16 protein-coding genes are annotated in these 15,998 nt (G+C 32.4%); 10 read left to right on the top strand and 6 right to left on the bottom strand.

Annotated features, from left to right (window positions below; translation table 11 throughout):
* Window positions 1–3 precede the first annotated feature (3 nt).
* The 5 genes from ASD98_RS16630 to ASD98_RS16615 all read left to right on the top strand — a co-directional run bounded on the left by ASD98_RS16630 (window position 4) and on the right by ASD98_RS16615 (window position 5,284).
* Entirely contained in the window at window positions 4–1,665 is a 1,662-nt protein-coding gene (locus ASD98_RS16630; RefSeq protein WP_056206368.1) for a family 16 glycosylhydrolase, read from the top strand.
* Window positions 1,666–1,736: 71 nt separating this feature from the next.
* Window positions 1,737–2,495, top strand: coding sequence for a family 16 glycosylhydrolase (locus tag ASD98_RS16625; protein WP_056206366.1), 759 nt, complete (start codon window positions 1,737–1,739; stop codon window positions 2,493–2,495).
* Between the two features lie 312 nt (window positions 2,496–2,807).
* The gene (locus tag ASD98_RS16620) at window positions 2,808–3,392 is read left to right on the top strand and encodes an RNA polymerase sigma factor (protein ID WP_053473705.1); all 585 of its coding nucleotides are present in this window, start codon (window positions 2,808–2,810) and stop codon (window positions 3,390–3,392) included.
* 50 nt (window positions 3,393–3,442) lie between these two features.
* Window positions 3,443–3,586 carry a hypothetical protein gene (locus tag ASD98_RS24140; protein ID WP_165590706.1) on the top strand — a complete coding sequence of 48 codons (144 nt, stop codon included), beginning with the start codon at window positions 3,443–3,445 and terminating at the stop codon, window positions 3,584–3,586.
* Window positions 3,587–4,219: 633 nt separating this feature from the next.
* Window positions 4,220–5,284 (top strand): tetratricopeptide repeat protein, encoded by a 1,065-nt coding sequence (locus tag ASD98_RS16615; RefSeq protein WP_056206364.1) that lies wholly within the window; start codon window positions 4,220–4,222, stop codon window positions 5,282–5,284.
* Window positions 5,285–5,300: 16 nt separating this feature from the next.
* Here the strand turns inward: ASD98_RS16615 and nth are convergent, their stop codons facing one another.
* A complete protein-coding gene (gene nth, locus ASD98_RS16610) occupies window positions 5,301–5,957 on the bottom strand; it encodes an endonuclease III (protein WP_056206362.1) in 657 nt (218 codons plus the stop codon).
* Between the two features lie 98 nt (window positions 5,958–6,055).
* Between nth and bcp the strand changes: the two genes are divergently transcribed.
* Window positions 6,056–6,508 carry a thioredoxin-dependent thiol peroxidase gene (gene bcp / locus ASD98_RS16605; RefSeq protein ID WP_056206361.1) on the top strand — a complete coding sequence of 151 codons (453 nt, stop codon included), beginning with the start codon at window positions 6,056–6,058 and terminating at the stop codon, window positions 6,506–6,508.
* 313 nt (window positions 6,509–6,821) lie between these two features.
* Here the strand turns inward: bcp and ASD98_RS16600 are convergent, their stop codons facing one another.
* The gene (locus ASD98_RS16600; RefSeq protein ID WP_056206359.1) at window positions 6,822–8,282 is read right to left on the bottom strand and encodes a hypothetical protein; all 1,461 of its coding nucleotides are present in this window, start codon (window positions 8,280–8,282) and stop codon (window positions 6,822–6,824) included.
* 90 nt (window positions 8,283–8,372) lie between these two features.
* On the opposite strand from ASD98_RS16600, the gene ASD98_RS16595 reads away from it, so the two are divergent.
* The 3 genes from ASD98_RS16595 to ASD98_RS16585 are packed head-to-tail and all read left to right on the top strand — an operon-like array spanning window position 8,373 to window position 10,127.
* Window positions 8,373–9,137: an MBL fold metallo-hydrolase gene (locus tag ASD98_RS16595; RefSeq protein WP_056206357.1), complete on the top strand. Its 765-nt coding sequence runs from the start codon at window positions 8,373–8,375 to the stop codon at window positions 9,135–9,137.
* Window positions 9,138–9,149: 12 nt separating this feature from the next.
* Window positions 9,150–9,653 carry a hypothetical protein gene (locus tag ASD98_RS16590; protein ID WP_056206355.1) on the top strand — a complete coding sequence of 168 codons (504 nt, stop codon included), beginning with the start codon at window positions 9,150–9,152 and terminating at the stop codon, window positions 9,651–9,653.
* A gap of 48 nt (window positions 9,654–9,701) precedes the next feature.
* Window positions 9,702–10,127, top strand: coding sequence for a hypothetical protein (locus ASD98_RS16585; protein WP_242412126.1), 426 nt, complete (start codon window positions 9,702–9,704; stop codon window positions 10,125–10,127).
* Window positions 10,128–10,260: 133 nt separating this feature from the next.
* Here the strand turns inward: ASD98_RS16585 and ASD98_RS16580 are convergent, their stop codons facing one another.
* The 4 genes from ASD98_RS16580 to ASD98_RS16565 form a co-directional block, all read right to left on the bottom strand.
* Window positions 10,261–10,905 carry an alpha/beta hydrolase gene (locus ASD98_RS16580; RefSeq protein ID WP_056206351.1) on the bottom strand — a complete coding sequence of 215 codons (645 nt, stop codon included), beginning with the start codon at window positions 10,903–10,905 and terminating at the stop codon, window positions 10,261–10,263.
* A gap of 109 nt (window positions 10,906–11,014) precedes the next feature.
* The gene (locus ASD98_RS16575; RefSeq protein WP_056206566.1) at window positions 11,015–11,341 is read right to left on the bottom strand and encodes a hypothetical protein; all 327 of its coding nucleotides are present in this window, start codon (window positions 11,339–11,341) and stop codon (window positions 11,015–11,017) included.
* A 4-nt stretch (window positions 11,342–11,345) separates the two neighbouring features.
* Window positions 11,346–12,596 carry a dihydroorotase family protein gene (locus ASD98_RS16570; protein ID WP_056206349.1) on the bottom strand — a complete coding sequence of 417 codons (1,251 nt, stop codon included), beginning with the start codon at window positions 12,594–12,596 and terminating at the stop codon, window positions 11,346–11,348.
* Between the two features lie 69 nt (window positions 12,597–12,665).
* The gene (locus tag ASD98_RS16565) at window positions 12,666–14,594 is read right to left on the bottom strand and encodes a BatA and WFA domain-containing protein (RefSeq protein ID WP_056206347.1); all 1,929 of its coding nucleotides are present in this window, start codon (window positions 14,592–14,594) and stop codon (window positions 12,666–12,668) included.
* 246 nt (window positions 14,595–14,840) lie between these two features.
* Between ASD98_RS16565 and ASD98_RS16560 the strand changes: the two genes are divergently transcribed.
* Window positions 14,841–15,953, top strand: a complete 1,113-nt coding sequence (locus tag ASD98_RS16560; RefSeq protein ID WP_056206565.1) for a lactonase family protein — start codon at window positions 14,841–14,843, stop codon at window positions 15,951–15,953.
* Window positions 15,954–15,998 lie beyond the last annotated feature (45 nt).

Raw genomic sequence — 15,998 nt, 5'->3', positions numbered from 1 at the left:
ATCATGAACAAAAAAATAATTATAAAAATAGTATCGTTATTTACGATTCTCTTGATGATGGGTTGTCAAAAAGACGATTACACATTTGGATCAATAGATACGCCAACAAATCTGCAGGTAACTGCAGAAATTGTTGGAAAAACAGACGCTACCCCTTATGGGGACGGATCTGGAATTGTAAAATTCACAGCAACAGCAGACAAAGCTATTTCATTTAAATATGTTTATCCTGATGGGGGATCTGACAGTGCACCAACTGGAAAATTCACCAAAAGATTTACTAAAACCGGTGTAAACGTTTATACAGTAACTGTAATTGCTACAGGAAAAGGAGGAATAGCAACAACTACAACTATTGATGTTGAAGTTCAAAGTGATTTTAGTGATGAAGAAGCTGTACAACTATTAACAGGCGGAACATCTAAAAAATGGTATTGGTCTGCATCAGAACCAGGTCACCTTGGAGTAGGACAAAATGATGGAGATGCAGAGAAAAACTACTATGCAAATTACTATATGGCTGGACCATTTGAAAAAGCAGCATCTCCAAACAGCAGCTGTTTATACGAAAACGTATTAACATTCTCACTTGTTGGAGATCAGATTAAATATCTGTTGGATAATGGCGGCGCAACTTTCTTCAATAAAGATTTCGGAAGCGTAGGCGGAGCAACATTAACAGAAGATATGTGTTTAAGTTATAATACTACTGCAGTTAAAACAGTATCATTAAGCCCATCAGAATCAGTAGTTATGGCAAACCCTAAACATGCTGAACAAACCAGAGGAACAACAATGAACTTCTCTGACGGTGGATTTATGGGGTATTATATTGGTCAAAGTTCTTATGAAATCCTGTCAATTACAGCAAACAGAATGGTGGTAAGAGCCGTAATGGGAGGAAACCCTGCATTAGCTTGGTACCATATCTTTACAACTACACCTCCAAATCAAAACCCAACAACAGATTATACAAATCTTGTTTGGTCTGATGAGTTTAATACAGATGGAGCTCCAGATGCAGCAAAATGGAACTATGATTTAGGAAGAGGAGATAACGGCTGGGGAAATAATGAAAAACAAAATTATACCAACGCAGCAACAAACGTAAAAGTACAAGGAGGTAATTTAGTTATAACAGCTAAAAAAGAAGCTTCTGGCGGTGCAGATTATTCATCGGCAAGATTAAAAACCGATGCTAAATTTGCTTTTACTTACGGAAAAGTTGAGGTTAAGGCTAAACTTCCAAGCGGCGCAGGAACATGGCCTGCAATCTGGATGCTTGGACAAAACTATGCTTCTAAACCTTGGCCTGCCTGTGGAGAAATAGATATTATGGAACATGTTGGTAACAATCAAAATGTAATTCTTAGTACACTTCATTATCCTGGGCACTCAGGCGGTAATGGTGTCACAAGTTCTAAAACATATGCTAACGTTTCAACAGAATTTCATGTTTATAAAGTAATCTGGAGCCCTGCATCAGTAAACACTTATGTAGACGATGATTTACTTCATTCAGTTCCAAACGATGGTTCTTTACCTTTTAACAGCGACTTTTTCTTGATTTTAAATGTAGCAATGGGAGGTAATCTAGGTGGTAATATTGATGGAGCTTTCACTCAGTCTTCTATGGAGATTGATTATGTGAGAATTTATCAATAGAATATAAGTTAATTAATTAGTAATTCTAGAAGGTCAGTTTCGGCTGGCCTTCTTAATTTTAAAATTATACTATGAATAAAATAATTTTACTATTGTTAATCTGCAGCTTTTCATATGCGCAGGAAACAAAGAGGAAATTGGTCTGGGAAGAAAATTTCAATACTAAAAAATTAAATGAAAAAGTCTGGAATTTTGAACTCGGCGACGGCTGCCCAAATTTGTGCGGTTATGGAAACAACGAAAGACAAATCTATACTAAAACCAATCACGAATTTAAAGATGGAAATTTAGTTATTGAAGCCAGAAAAGAAGGGGAAAAATATACCTCGACAAAAATCACAACCAAAGGAAAAAAACAATTTCAATATGGCCGAATCGAAGCAAGGGCAAAACTACCTATCGGACACGGTTTATGGCCGGCTTTCTGGATGTTAGGTGCCAATATTGATGAGGTTAAATGGCCAAAAACAGGAGAAATTGATATTTTAGAATATATAGGAAGAGATCCGCATATGGTTTATACAACACTTCATACGCAGGACAGCCACGGAAATACTATCAATACAAAAAGAACAGAATTCCCAAATATTGAAGAAGGTTATCATGTATATGCAATTGAATGGGATAAAGATAAAATAGCCTTTTTTGTGGATTCAACTTTAGTCTATACATTCAATCCCGAAGTTAAAAATGAAGATACATGGCCATTTGATAAACCATTTTATATTATTGTAAATTTAGCCATTGGAGGTAATTTTGGAGGTCCAGAAGTAGATGATTCTGTTCTTCCTCAAAAATATTACGTCGATTACGTACGTGTTTACGAATAAAAAAATATAGAATAAAATTTTAGCTTAAAAGCAGATGTAAATAGCTTAAATGTTTAGTTGTAAGTTGTTTACATTTGTTTTTAAATCGTTTTTGAACAGCGTTTTTTTAACTATTTTTATCAAAAATGGACTCTGATGTAAAAAACTTAACGATATAATGTTAATTATTATTGTTTTTGTTTGCTTTTTAAAATAAATATTTGTTAAATTTGGTCACAATAATTAACATAACTCAAAAAAGATCGCGCCTATAAAATAAAATTACTTTTTAGAAAAATTACTCCAAATTATTAAAACTAAAAAAGTAGTATTATGGCTGATCTGCAAATTCCAGACGCTCTATTAGTAAAAAATTATGTTGAAGGCAGTGAAGCTGCTCTTGCAACATTAATAAAAAGGCACGAATCTAAAATATATGGATTTATATATTCTAAGATTGCTGATAGAGATATTTCAAATGATATTTTTCAAGATACTTTTATTAAAGTAATCAAAACCTTAAAAAGTAATTCCTATAACGAGGAAGGTAAATTTCTTCCATGGGTAATGCGTATTTCACATAACTTAATTGTGGATCACTTTCGCAAAACCAAAAAAATGCCAATGTACAGAGAAACCGAAGAGTTTTCAATCTTCTCTATCATGTCTGATGATTCATTAAATGTTGAAAGCAGAATGATTGTAGATCAGGTTGAGGTTGACTTGAAAAGGTTAATTGAAGAACTTCCTGAAGATCAGAAGGAAGTATTGGTTATGAGAATGTATCAGGATATGAGTTTCAAGGAAATATCAGAATTAACAGACGTAAGCATCAATACTGCATTGGGAAGAATGCGTTATGCACTTATGAATTTGAGAAAAATAATAGACAAACATCAAATTATTTTAACCAACTAATACTATTTTGAATATTAGCCCGTTATACTATTATAAAACATTTACATAGTATGGCGAAAATTTACTCAAAAAAAGCGTTAGCTTCTAAAGATTTGAAACCTAAAAAAGAAGTAATTTCTTTTTTACTAAGTTATTCACAAGCTTTAACAGTTGTGAAAATTGAAGATAAAAATTTTGAGATTATAGCTAATTAAAACAGCCCGCTGCTTTAGTCGGATGTTTATTTCGAAAGAAAAACCAAATGGTCGTTTTGGTTGAAAGCTCACTATTTGTATGCAAATACAGGTAGTGAGTTTTTTTATGGTTTTATATTCATGAATTTTATTCAGTTGAAATACATTCTAGTAAGTTTTTTTTCAATACTAATTTTTGTAATTACTACTGTATCTCTTCACTTTAACTAAGTTAACCTGAAATTTAATTTTTTACTTAGGATTATATTTTTGTTAAAATTTAATATTTTCAGTCAAAATATTTCTTTATTCAATAATTAATTTTATTTTAGTTAAAAAATAATCATTATTTTATAAAAACATAAGAATTTTTCGTATTAAAACATTTTGAATTACCTAATTATGTCCAACCAATAACCAAAAACCTATGAAGAAAAACTACTCTACCTTATTTCGTTTTGTTTGTTATACCCCTTAGTCATTTACTAAGAAGTTTGATTTTTTGAAAAATTAAATTTAGAGACTTATGGCAATTTCGATCTCTAAACCTTATTTTTTCATTTAAACGCAGGCTGAAGTGCTAAACTATCAGATTTGCAGCAAAATTCATTCAAAAACCTAAATCTATTTTAACAACCAAAACCCAACCGAAATATGAAAACGAACCTAAAGATGTTATCAATGCTGCTATTGATAAATGTCGCCGCATTTGCTCAAAATGATCAAATAAAAGAAGCGCAGTCTTTATACGATAAAGGAAAAAGCGAGGAAGCATTGGCGATTTTAAACAAAACAGAATATCTTATCCTTAACGCATCAGATGAAGCTAAATCTGATTATTATTTTTTAAAAGGAAATGTGTATAAGGATTTAGCTGGAAAAAATATAGATGCAGCTAATAATTTTACGTTTGCCTCACAGGCGTATCAGGATGTGTTTTTGTACGAAAACGAATCAGGAAAGTTTAAATTTACAGTTAAGGCAAATGCAGCTTTAAAAGCTATGAAATCTACTCTTGTTAATGGTGCAATGACTGATTTTAATGCCGGAAAATTCAAAGAAAGTGCTGAGAAAAGTTATAAAGTTTATTTGTTTGATAAAAAAGACACATTGAATTTATATAACGCAGCCGCATCTTCTATAAATGGTAAGGATTATGAATCAGCAGTAAAATATTATGAAATCTTAAAGAAAATTAATTTTTCCGGAAAGAGAATGATGTATTATGCTACCAACAAGAAAACAAAAGAAGAAGATTTTTTTGTTTCTATAAAAGCCAGAGAATCAGCTATAGAACAAGGGTTTTATGAAAAACCAAGAAACGAGTTAGTTCCTTCAAAAAAAATAGAGGTTAATAATAATTTAGCTTATGCGTATTTAGAGAAAAAAGATTATCCTAAAGCCGAAGTAATTTATAATTATGTTTTAGAGCTTAACCCTAATTACCTGGATGCCTATATAAATATGGCGTATTTGAAACTACAAGTCAAAAAAGATTTAGCTGATGAAATAGCTTCTTTAGGAACTTCACCTTCCGAAATGCAAAAATATGACAAACTAAACGCTAAAAAAGATGATATTGCCCGTAGTGCGATTCCGTATCTAAAACAAGCACTTATTATCGAACCAAAAAATCCAGAAGCAACAAAAACACTTTTGGGAGTATATCGATCACTTGATATGACAAATGAATACAATGCTCTAAAAAGCAGTATGTAGAATAAAAAAGAAGCTGCTAAACTTTCTTTTTAGCAGCTTCTTCTATTATAGATTTTTTACCAATTGTTCTTGTAATAATATCTTTCTCTAAACTCCAGCCTCTTGCAGGCGAATATTCACGTCCGTACCAAATAATCTGTAAATGCAGATCGTTCCATGTATCTCGTGGAAATAATCTTTTAGCATCCTTTTCAGTCTGAACAACATTTTTTCCATTCGAAAGATTCCATCTGTACATCAGTCTGTGAATATGTGTATCAACCGGAAAAGCCGGAACTCCAAAAGCCTGAGACATAACAACACTTGCTGTTTTATGTCCGACCGCCGGCAAAGATTCTAGTGCTTCAAAACTCTGCGGGACTTCACCGTTATATTTTTCAATTAAAATTTCAGATAAACCATGAATTCCCTTAGACTTCATTGGAGATAAACCACACGGACGAATAATTTCCTTAATTTCTTCAACAGACATCTTCACCATATCATACGGATTATCTGCCTTTGCAAACAAAAGAGGCGTAATTTGGTTTACACGAACATCTGTACATTGTGCTGAGAGTAAAACAGCAATTAATAAGGTATATGGGTCTTTGTGATCTAGTGGGACAGGTATAGTGGGGTAGAGTTCTTTTAACGTATTTATAACAAATTGTACGCGAGCTTCTTTATTCATTTCCGTAATTTTAAAGTGTAAAAATAGCGAATTATAAGTTATAAGCTATCTTTGTTTTTAAATCTAAACTCTAAAATTAACAATCTAAAATAATAGATATGACAACATTAAAAGCCGGCGATAAAGCACCAAACTTTTCAGGAACAGATCAGGACGGAAAAACACATAAATTGGCAGATTATGCCGGAAAAAAATTAGTAGTTTTCTTTTATCCAAAAGCAAGTACGCCAGGCTGTACGGCTGAAGCCTGTGATTTAAGAGATAATTTTCACCGTTTTCAGGCAAATAATTATGAACTTCTTGGAGTAAGTGCCGACAGTCAAAAAGCACAGTCAAAATTTAAAGATAAATATGAATTTCCTTTCCCATTATTAGCCGATGAAGATAAATCTGTTATCAATGCATTTGGTGTTTGGGGACCAAAAAAGTTCATGGGAAGAGAATATGACGGAATCCACAGAACAACTTTTGTAATCAACGAAAAGGGAATTATAGAAGAAGTAATCGAAAAAGTAAAAACAAAAGAACACGCTGCGCAGATTTTGAAATAGATTTTTTGTTTCAAGTTTGTTTTGTTTCAGGTTTCAAGTTTCGTTCTTTTGAGCTCATTTTTTTTAAACGCAAAGCACGCTAAGATTTTACGCAAAGTACGCTAAGGTTTTATATGTAAGCTTTTTATAAAAAAAGTAAAGTTCACAAAGCTTAATCGACACAAAGCTTTGCGAACTTTATACATTGTAAATGCCACCTATAAAAAAAACCTTAGCGTCCTTTGCGTTAAAATTATACGCAAAACACAACCTGAAACTTGAAACAAAAAAACCTGAAACAAAAAAAAAGTCCCAAATAAGGGACTTTTTATATTTAAGCTTTTTGCTCTAGTTCTTTTTGCGGATGATATCCAAAAAGATGATGTTCTTTTATAATTTCGGCAACTCCAGACGGAAGCATTGGTTCCCAGCCGGTTTTTCCTTGTCCAATCATTTTTAGTACTTCACGAGAGAATACATTTAATATGTTTGGATTATAGTCTTTAATGTCTACAACTTTACCGTTGAATTTAAAGAATTTGTACAATTCTTTCATTCTAGGATGAACTTTCAGGTTGTCAGAAGTAATAACTTCGCCATTATCACCTAACATTGGATATAAGAATACTTTCATGTCACGGTAGAATAATTTTCCGAAAGCTTCCAGAATTCCACCACTTAAATGTCGGTAGTATTTCTCATCAAAAATATCAACAAGGTTGTTTACACCCATTGCTAATCCCATACGGGCTTTCGTATAATTAGAAAAATACTCCACAACTTTATAATATTCCTGGAAATTAGAAATCATAACCGTTTGACCAAGTGAACAAAGTAACTCAGCTCTGTCCATAAAGTCACGTTCATCAATCTCACCATCCGAACGTAAATTCGAAAGCGTAATTTCAAAAACCACTAATGTATTGTCTTTTTCTACTTTATTTTCTTCGAGAAACATTTTTAACGATTTCTCATACATGTCAAGATTCACATTTGTAACCGGGCGGAAGCTTCCTCTAAAAGCAAGAAGATTCTTTTTGTATAAAACAGCTGCCGGTAAAACATTTTTTCCATCCGGATTGAACATTACGGCATCCGTCATACCGTTTTTAACCAGCTGTAAACTCATTAAACGATTGTCAACATCAGCAAAACGAGGTCCCGAAAAATTGATAGTATCTATCTCTAATTGATCCTTATCTAAGTGATCGTATAAATAACGCAGTAAACGTTTTGGGTCATTATATTTATAGAAAGCGCCGTAAATTAAATTTACACCTAAAATTCCGAGTGTTTCTTGTTGTAATCTGGCATCAGTTTCTTTAAAACGAATGTGAAGAATAATTTCGTTATATGCCTCGTCTGGTTCAATCTGGTATCTTATTCCAACCCAGCCGTGTCCTTTAAACTGTTTGGCAAAATCTATTGTTGCTACCGTATTAGCGTAGCTGAAGAAAAGTTTATTTGGGTGTTTTTCTCTGCTTAGACGTTCTTCGATCAGTTCTCCTTCAAACGTAAGCATTTTTTTAAGTCTGTTTTCGGTAACGTATCTTCCGTCACTTTCAATCCCGTAAACAGCATCACTAAAATCTTTGTCATAAGCCGACATCGCTTTTGCAATAGTTCCTGAAGAACCTCCGGATCTGAAAAAATGTCTAACTGTCTCTTGTCCAGCTCCAATTTCAGCAAATGTCCCGTAAATATTCTCGTTTAAATTAATGCGTAAAGCTTTGTCTTTTATAGAAGGAATCTGTTCGATGACCTTGTCACCTTTGAGTTTTATTTCTGTACCCATTTTATTTTAAATAGATTTGTTACAAAGTTAGTAAATTAGGGTTCTAATGAAAGAGAAATAATCCTATTTTTGTAAAAAAATTAAGTTCAATTGAAGGTCTATTTTTTAGGTACTGGTACTTCTCAAGGCATTCCGATTATCGGAATCGATCACCCCGTTTGTAAAAGCACTGATGCTAAGGACAAAAGGCTCCGCGTATCTATCTGGATTACATGGGACGAGCATTCATTTGTAATCGATTGCGGCCCCGATTTTAGACAGCAGATGCTTTCCTGCGGATGTCGTAAACTCGACGCCATTTTATTTACGCACGAACATGCAGATCATACTGCTGGTTTAGATGATATTCGTCCGTATAATTTCAGACAAGGCGAAATCCCGATTTACGGGCATAAGCGCGTTCTCGATAATTTAAGACGACGTTTTGATTACGTTTTTGAAACTGTAAATAAATATCCGGGTGCTCCAAGTGTAAAAACGATTGAAGTCAAAAACAACGAACCTTTTGCAGCTGGAGATAAAACAGCCATTCCAATAAACGTCATGCACGGTGATTTACAGGTTTTTGGATATAGAATCGACAATTTTGCTTATCTAACCGATGTAAAGACAATCGATTCAACTGAAGTTGAGAAACTTAAAGGTTTGAAAGTTTTGGTTGTAAATGCTTTGCGTGTTGAACCGCATGATACTCATTTTAACTTACAGGAAGCACTTGATTTTATCAATCTGGTAAAACCTGAAAAAGCTTATTTAACACACATCAGCCATGTTTTAGGTTTTCACGAGGAAGTGCAGAAACAACTTCCTGAAAATGTTTTTCTGGCTTACGATAATTTAGAAATTACAATTTAATTATACCATAAAATGAAAAAATCCTTAATGCTTTACCTTTTTATCCTTGCGATATTAATGAATGTTTTTACTTATATGTTTTACAGCCGAGAAGTAAAATTTGGTGAAGAAAGATATGAGAAAACAACTAAAAAGCTAAGAGACAGCATTAATTTAGTGTCTGCTAAATTAGCCGATGCAGATTATTTTTCTTTAGAACACAATGAAAATGCACAAAATTATTTTGATAACAGTGCTTCTGGAGGAAAAGTAATTTTATTTGAAAAACTAATTCCGGTTGTAACCGAAAAACTTTTAGATTTCAATGCAAATCCAAAAGGAAACCCATATACAGGACAAGATCAAATTGGTCCAAATAAATTTATCATTAATAAAGTAAAAATTTTAAACCACAGATGGATCATTGCGGATTACAGTAATGGTGAATTATGGGGAGAAGTCTTGTTAAAATATTTTGTTGATAACGATGATAACATTACTTTTGAAGTAAATCAAACTTGGTTATATCAAAAATAGGATTTTATAATCCTATTTTTTTTGACCAATTACTAAATAAATAGGATTATGAAAAAGATGTTTTTGTTTACGATTATTGCGGCTGCGACATTTTCTTGTGCAAAAAAAGTTTCACAAGAAAATACAACAGTTAAAGAGACACAGAAAGAAGTTTTAGTTGGAGGAGACTCTGATTCACACGGATGCAAAGGTTCGGCTGGTTATTCTTGGTCTACGCTTAAAAAAGAATGTATCCGAATTTTTGAAGGAACAAAACTATCACATACAGAAGAAACAGGTAAAACCTATACGACAGCTTCCTATGTAATTTTCGATGGAAACAAAGCAGAACTTTTCCTCGACACCCAAAAAGAATCTATCATTTTAGAGAGAAAATCAGAAGGAGAAGCTTGGAAAAAAGACGATTTAGAATTAATTCCTTGGAAAGGTTATGTTTTGAAAAAAGCTGGAAAGATTATTTATACAGGAGAATAATTTTAGAATTCAGTGTTCAGTTTTTTAGTGTTCAGTGATTTGCGTAATCAAAAAAACTTTGTCAAAGTTTCGAACTTTGACAAAGTTCTAGCTGTAAACTGCAACTGAACACTAAAAAACTGAACACTGAAAACTAACTAATCAGCCAATTCTTAAAATCAAAGAAATTCTGTGGAGCAACACCGTGACCAACAGGATATTCTTTATAAGTAACCGGAATATTTAATTTTTCTAAAATTGCCGGAGTTTTTCTAGCCCACTCAATCGGAATAACTTGATCTACAGTTCCGTGTGAAGCGAATATTTTAAGATTTTGAAAGTCGTTTTTCTCAAAACCTTCTTTAATGATTTCTTCATTAAAATAACCACTCATTGCTACAACTCTCTGAATTTTTTCAGGATAAGAAAGTGCTGTTGCATAACTTAAAATAGAGCCTTGACTAAATCCGATTAAAGTAACATTGTTGGCGTCAATAGGATAATTTGCCAGTAATTCATCAATAAAAGAAGCAATTACATCTCTTGAGTTTTTTGCTTGCTCATTGTCTGAAAATTTATTTTGGTCTGCATCAAAATTGATTGCGTACCAGGCATAAGCTCCATATTGTAAATCATAAGGTGCTCTTGCAGAAATGATATAGTAATTATCTGGAAGTTCAGAGGCAAAAGAAAATAAATCGGCTTCGTTACTGCCGTATCCGTGTAATAAAAGTAATACCGGATTTTTATCTAAAATAACTTTTGGCTCTTGTACTTTATATTCTAAAGATAGATTCATTTTTTTAATTGTGAATTGTAAGTTGTGAATAGTGAATTTTCAGCTTTTTTAAAGTTTCAAACTTTGAAAAAGTTATTGGAATTTGGGACTTTAAAAATTTGGAATTTACCTAACCTATAGATTTAAACCATTTTTGAAACAATTCACCAACTAATGGAATTGGTTTCATTTGGCCTTGAATAGCAGTGAAGATTCCGTATGTCCACAGAATTGAAATACAAATCCACATAGGGAAAGTGATTAAAAAGCTGTCAAAATTACTGATTATAGCTCCAAAAGAAATAAAAGTCAGCGATAAACCTAAAGCCTGGCGAATATGAAAAGAAGCAAAACTGTTTTTATTTTCAGAGTTCATAGACATTGCAATCAAAACGCCAATAATTAATATATAACTGGTAATGGCGATTGATTTTCCTTCTTCGATTGTATTGTTCATTGTATTATTTTGTAACAAGTTGATTTTGATTTAAAATTCCGTAAACAGAACCTTTAATTTCAGTTCCTAAAAAAGCAGAATTTTTAGATTTTGAAAGAATGTTTTCTTTTTCAAAAGTTGATTTTCCTTCTGGAGTAAAGAATGTGAAATTGGCTTTTGCACCTTCTTCGATTGTATTATTTTCAAGACCAAAAATTTCCCTTCCCGAAGTTAGTTTTGCAACTACAGTTTCTAATGGTAAAACACTCAACAATGCTCCAAAAGTGCTTTCTAAACCAATAGTTCCGTTTTTAGCAGTATCAAATTCCATTTTTTTGAATTCAATATCAATTGGATTATGATCTGATGTAATCATATCGATAGTTCCGTCTGCAATTCCATTTAGTAAAGCTTGTCTGTCAACTTCAGTTCGTAATGGCGGAGTCACTTTAAAACGTGTGTCAAAACCGTCTAACTTTTCATCGGTTAATACCAAATGATGTACAGAAACACTTGTGGTTACGTTTAAACCTTTTATTTTAGCCTCTCTAATTAACTGAACCGATTTTGCTGTAGAAATCGTCGGAATATGAAGTTTTCCGCCTGTGTATTCCAGTAAAAATAAGTTTCTCGATATTTGTAGTTCTTCGGCTAGATTTGGAATCCCTTTTAAACCTAATCTTGTCGAAACTATTCCTTCATTTGCAACCCCGTTTCCTTTTATATTTGGATCTTGTGAGTAAGTAATTACTAAACCATCAAAGTCCTGAACATATTGCAATGCAATTTTTAACAAATTGGCATTATCAATACTTCTGTTATAATCTCCAAAAGCAATCGCTCCGGCTTTTTTCATATCATAAAGTTCTGCCATATCTTTTCCTTCGCTGGCTTTTGTTAAAGCACCAATTGGGAAAATTTCCGTAGCAAAACCATTTGCCTTATTTTTTACAAAATTTACCTGAGACTGATTGTCAATAATCGGGAAGGAGTTGGGCTGTAAAGCAATTGCTGTAAAACCGCTTTTTGCAGCTACATTTAGTCCGTTTGCAATGGTTTCTCTGTCTTCGTAACCTGGTTCACCAAGAGAAACACTGCTGTCAAACCAGCCTTGAGAAATATGAAGATCGTCGAATCTTACTACTTCTGCCTCATCGTTTGGAAGAGAAACTCCTATTTTTTCTATTAAACCATCTGCAATTAAAAGATCAACGGTCTGGTTATGAAACGGACTTTTTGAGTCGATAATTTTGGCGCTTTTGATGATTAGTTTCATATATAGATATTTTTTTGTCGTAAAATGATTTTTGTAAAAAGTAAAACGCTTTAGAAATAATCGTGAAATCTATTTTACAAATTTGATGATTGCCATTTCTAATGCTAAAAATAACAGTGCAAAGATAACAAACCATTTCCAAATTTGGCTGTCAGTTCGCTCAGTTTGTAAGGTGTTAAAAATGGTCGAAATCGTATCAGCGGTTTTAAAATCAGCAACTACATTTGTATTTACCTGACTTAAATCGCTTTCGGTTCTTTTATAATTGAAGCTCAAATTTTCAATCCATTCTTTTTTATCAAAAATGCTGTAATTCCCCGCTGTTTCCGGGAAATCATTAAACGTTAATTTGACTTTATTATTTAAAATCTGCTGAATCGGAATAAACGAATCTTCCGTTCCTTTTACTTCTAGAATAGCATCTTTTGTCAATAAAATATCAACAAAATACGGTTGATTATTTCCAATTACTAAAGCATTCACTCCAGTTTTTTGATTGTTTTGGGCTATTTTATAGAACAACGGAACAATTAACGGTGATTGCTGAAAGTTTGAATTTGCTGCATTTATGGGTGCCGAAAATACTGTAATTCCGGCCGTCGGGTTTTGAATTGCCGTTACAAATGTACTTTGATCGTCATAAGATAAAACAGCTGGATATGGACTTGAAATATCAAATGAATTGTTTGTTTTTGGATATTGAAAATTCGTGATTTTATTTTCGAAAACGCCAGAAAATAATGGATGATCAAAATTAATTTTGGTAATTAGTTTATTTTCTGTTTTAAGATTGTTAAACTGAACTTTTCCAAAATTTCCTAAAAAAGAATTCAGGTTTGAAACCGAACTTTTTTCAGAAGGAATAATAACCAAGTTTCCGCCTTTAGAAACAAATGCCTTTAAAGTTGTCTGTAAAGCTTGAGGAATTTCAACTAATTCATTTAAGATTATCGTATTTTGTTTTTCTAAACTATTGTAGTCTAAAGAACTAATAGAGTAATTACTATAATTGAATTCAGAAGAAGTGTAAATCCTCGAAAGGAAATTACTTTTTTCAGGTTCACCAATACTGATTACGTTTGTTTTTTTGTTTTTAGAAATGCTGAAGAACAATTTATTATCGTAAGTTAAACCGTTATCTTCAATAGAAACGTAACCATGAAAAGCTTCTTTTGGAATAGTGAAGTTGATTTTCTTTTTCTTCGAATTAAAATTGATAATCGTTTTGGCTATCAATTTATTTTGATTGTATAAAGCGGTTGAAATTGGTTTGAAATCTTCTCCGTAACCGGATAAATTTACACTTATATCGTAGAAATTCTCTAAAGTCTGATTGATGTAAACGCTGTCAATGGAAACATTATTTTTTTGTTCAGCTTCCGGAATTATAAAATACGGTTTTTCTTCCGAATCAATGTTTTTAGTATCATTCTCGGTTAAACCTACAGCATCAGAAATAATTATAATATCTTTTTTATGTGCCGATTTATGTGCTTTTACTTTTGCCATAATCGATGAAAGTTCAAATGGCGCTGCACTGTATTTTAGATTCTGTAAAGCACTTTTAGATGATTTAATATCGGTATTCCAATAATTTTCTGTGTTTGTCAGCAACGAAAACTGAGCAGTCTCTGGTGTATTTTCCAGTAATTCCTGTACAGCACGTTTTAGTAACTCTCCTTTTTTACCTTTTGCCTGCATACTAAACGAATTGTCTAAAATAATGTACATTTCGTTTGAGGCATTCTTGCTGTCTTTTGCTTCAAAAAAAGGCTGCGCAAATGCAATAATAGCACACGTAAGCAACAAAAGACGAGTGGCAAGCAATAATCGTTTTTTGATTTTAGAACTTTTACGAGTCTGAATAGCAAGTTCTTTTAGAAAACGAACATTGGTAAAATAAGAGGTTTTAAATCTTCGTAATTGAAATAAATGAACCAAAATTGGAACAATCAATAAAAAAAGAAAGTATAGAATTTCGGGATGTTTAAAGTGCATTCTGGCTTCGATTTACTTCGCTACTTTTATTTTTCACGAAGATACTGGTCAAAAATACAAATTTTTTAGTTGAACCATATAAGTTCCTGTAAGAGATTATAAGTAAAAAATATTTAAGTGTTCTAAAATGAACTTATATAACTTATAGGGTGAAAATCCTTTTCGAAAAATGTAACTTTTCTGTTTTTATTTGTAATGATCTAAAAGATATTATTGCTTATTTTAGCGTATTCAAAAAAACAAACTATGAAAAAAATATATTTAGTATTATTTTCAGCTTTGGCATTCAACACTGCAAAAGCTCAAAATAAATTTAACCTTTTGGTTGGAACTTATACCAATACATGCCAGAGTAACGGAATTTATGTTTATGAATTTGATGCAAATTCGGGTGAATTTAAACTTAAAAATTCTTCAGAAAATGTAGTGAGTCCGAGTTATTTATCGGTTTCAGCAGATAATAAATTTATCTATGCAGTAAACGAAAACGGAGCACAAAGTACTGTAAGTGCATTTGGATATGATTCTTCATCAGGAAAAATTAATTTTTTGAATAAAAATGATGCTTTAGGAGCAGATCCTTGCCATTTAATAAATGATGATAAAAATGTGATTGTTGCCAATTATTCCGGTGGTAATATCGTTGTTTACAAAAAGAATGCTGACGGAAGTATTTCTGAAGTACAGCAATTGATTCAGCACGAAGGAAAAGGACCAAATGAAGCACGTCAGGAAAAAGCACACGTGCACATGGTTGTTTTTTCTCCAGATAAAAAGTTTGTTCTTTCTAATGATTTAGGTTTAGATAAAGTCTTTATTTATAAATACAATCCGGCTTCAAAAAATGAAATTCTGACTTTAAAAGGCAGTGTTGATGTAAAACCGGGAAGCGGCCCAAGACATTTAACTTTTAGCAAAGACGGAAAATTTGTTTATTTAGTTCAGGAATTAGATGGTACGCTGACAACTTTTAGCTATGATAAAACCGGAAGTTTAAAAGTAATTGCCGAAACCAGTATTTTACCAAATGGTTTTAAAGGCGGAACGGGCGCAGCAGCTATAAAAATATCACCTGACGGAAACTTTTTATATGTTTCAGACCGTGTAGACGCTAATGCTATTTCAGTTTATAAAATCCTTAAAAATGGAAGCATAGAACTAGTAGAGCAGCAAAGTACTTTAGGAAAAGGCCCAAGAGATTTTTCTATTGATCCAACAGGAAATTACCTTTTAGTTGGACATCAATATACTAATGACATAGTTATTTTTAAAAGAGATATAACAACAGGAAAAATTACAGATACAGGAAAAAGAATTCAATTGTGTTCGCCTGTTGGTTTGGTTTTTACGAAGATATAGTTTTTTAAAAAAGGTTCAGAGGAACAAAGGGACAAAGAAAAAAAT

The organism is Flavobacterium sp. Root186, from assembly GCF_001428525.1.
Taxonomy (GTDB): domain Bacteria; phylum Bacteroidota; class Bacteroidia; order Flavobacteriales; family Flavobacteriaceae; genus Flavobacterium.
This window is presented reverse-complemented; position numbering and strand designations above follow the sequence as displayed.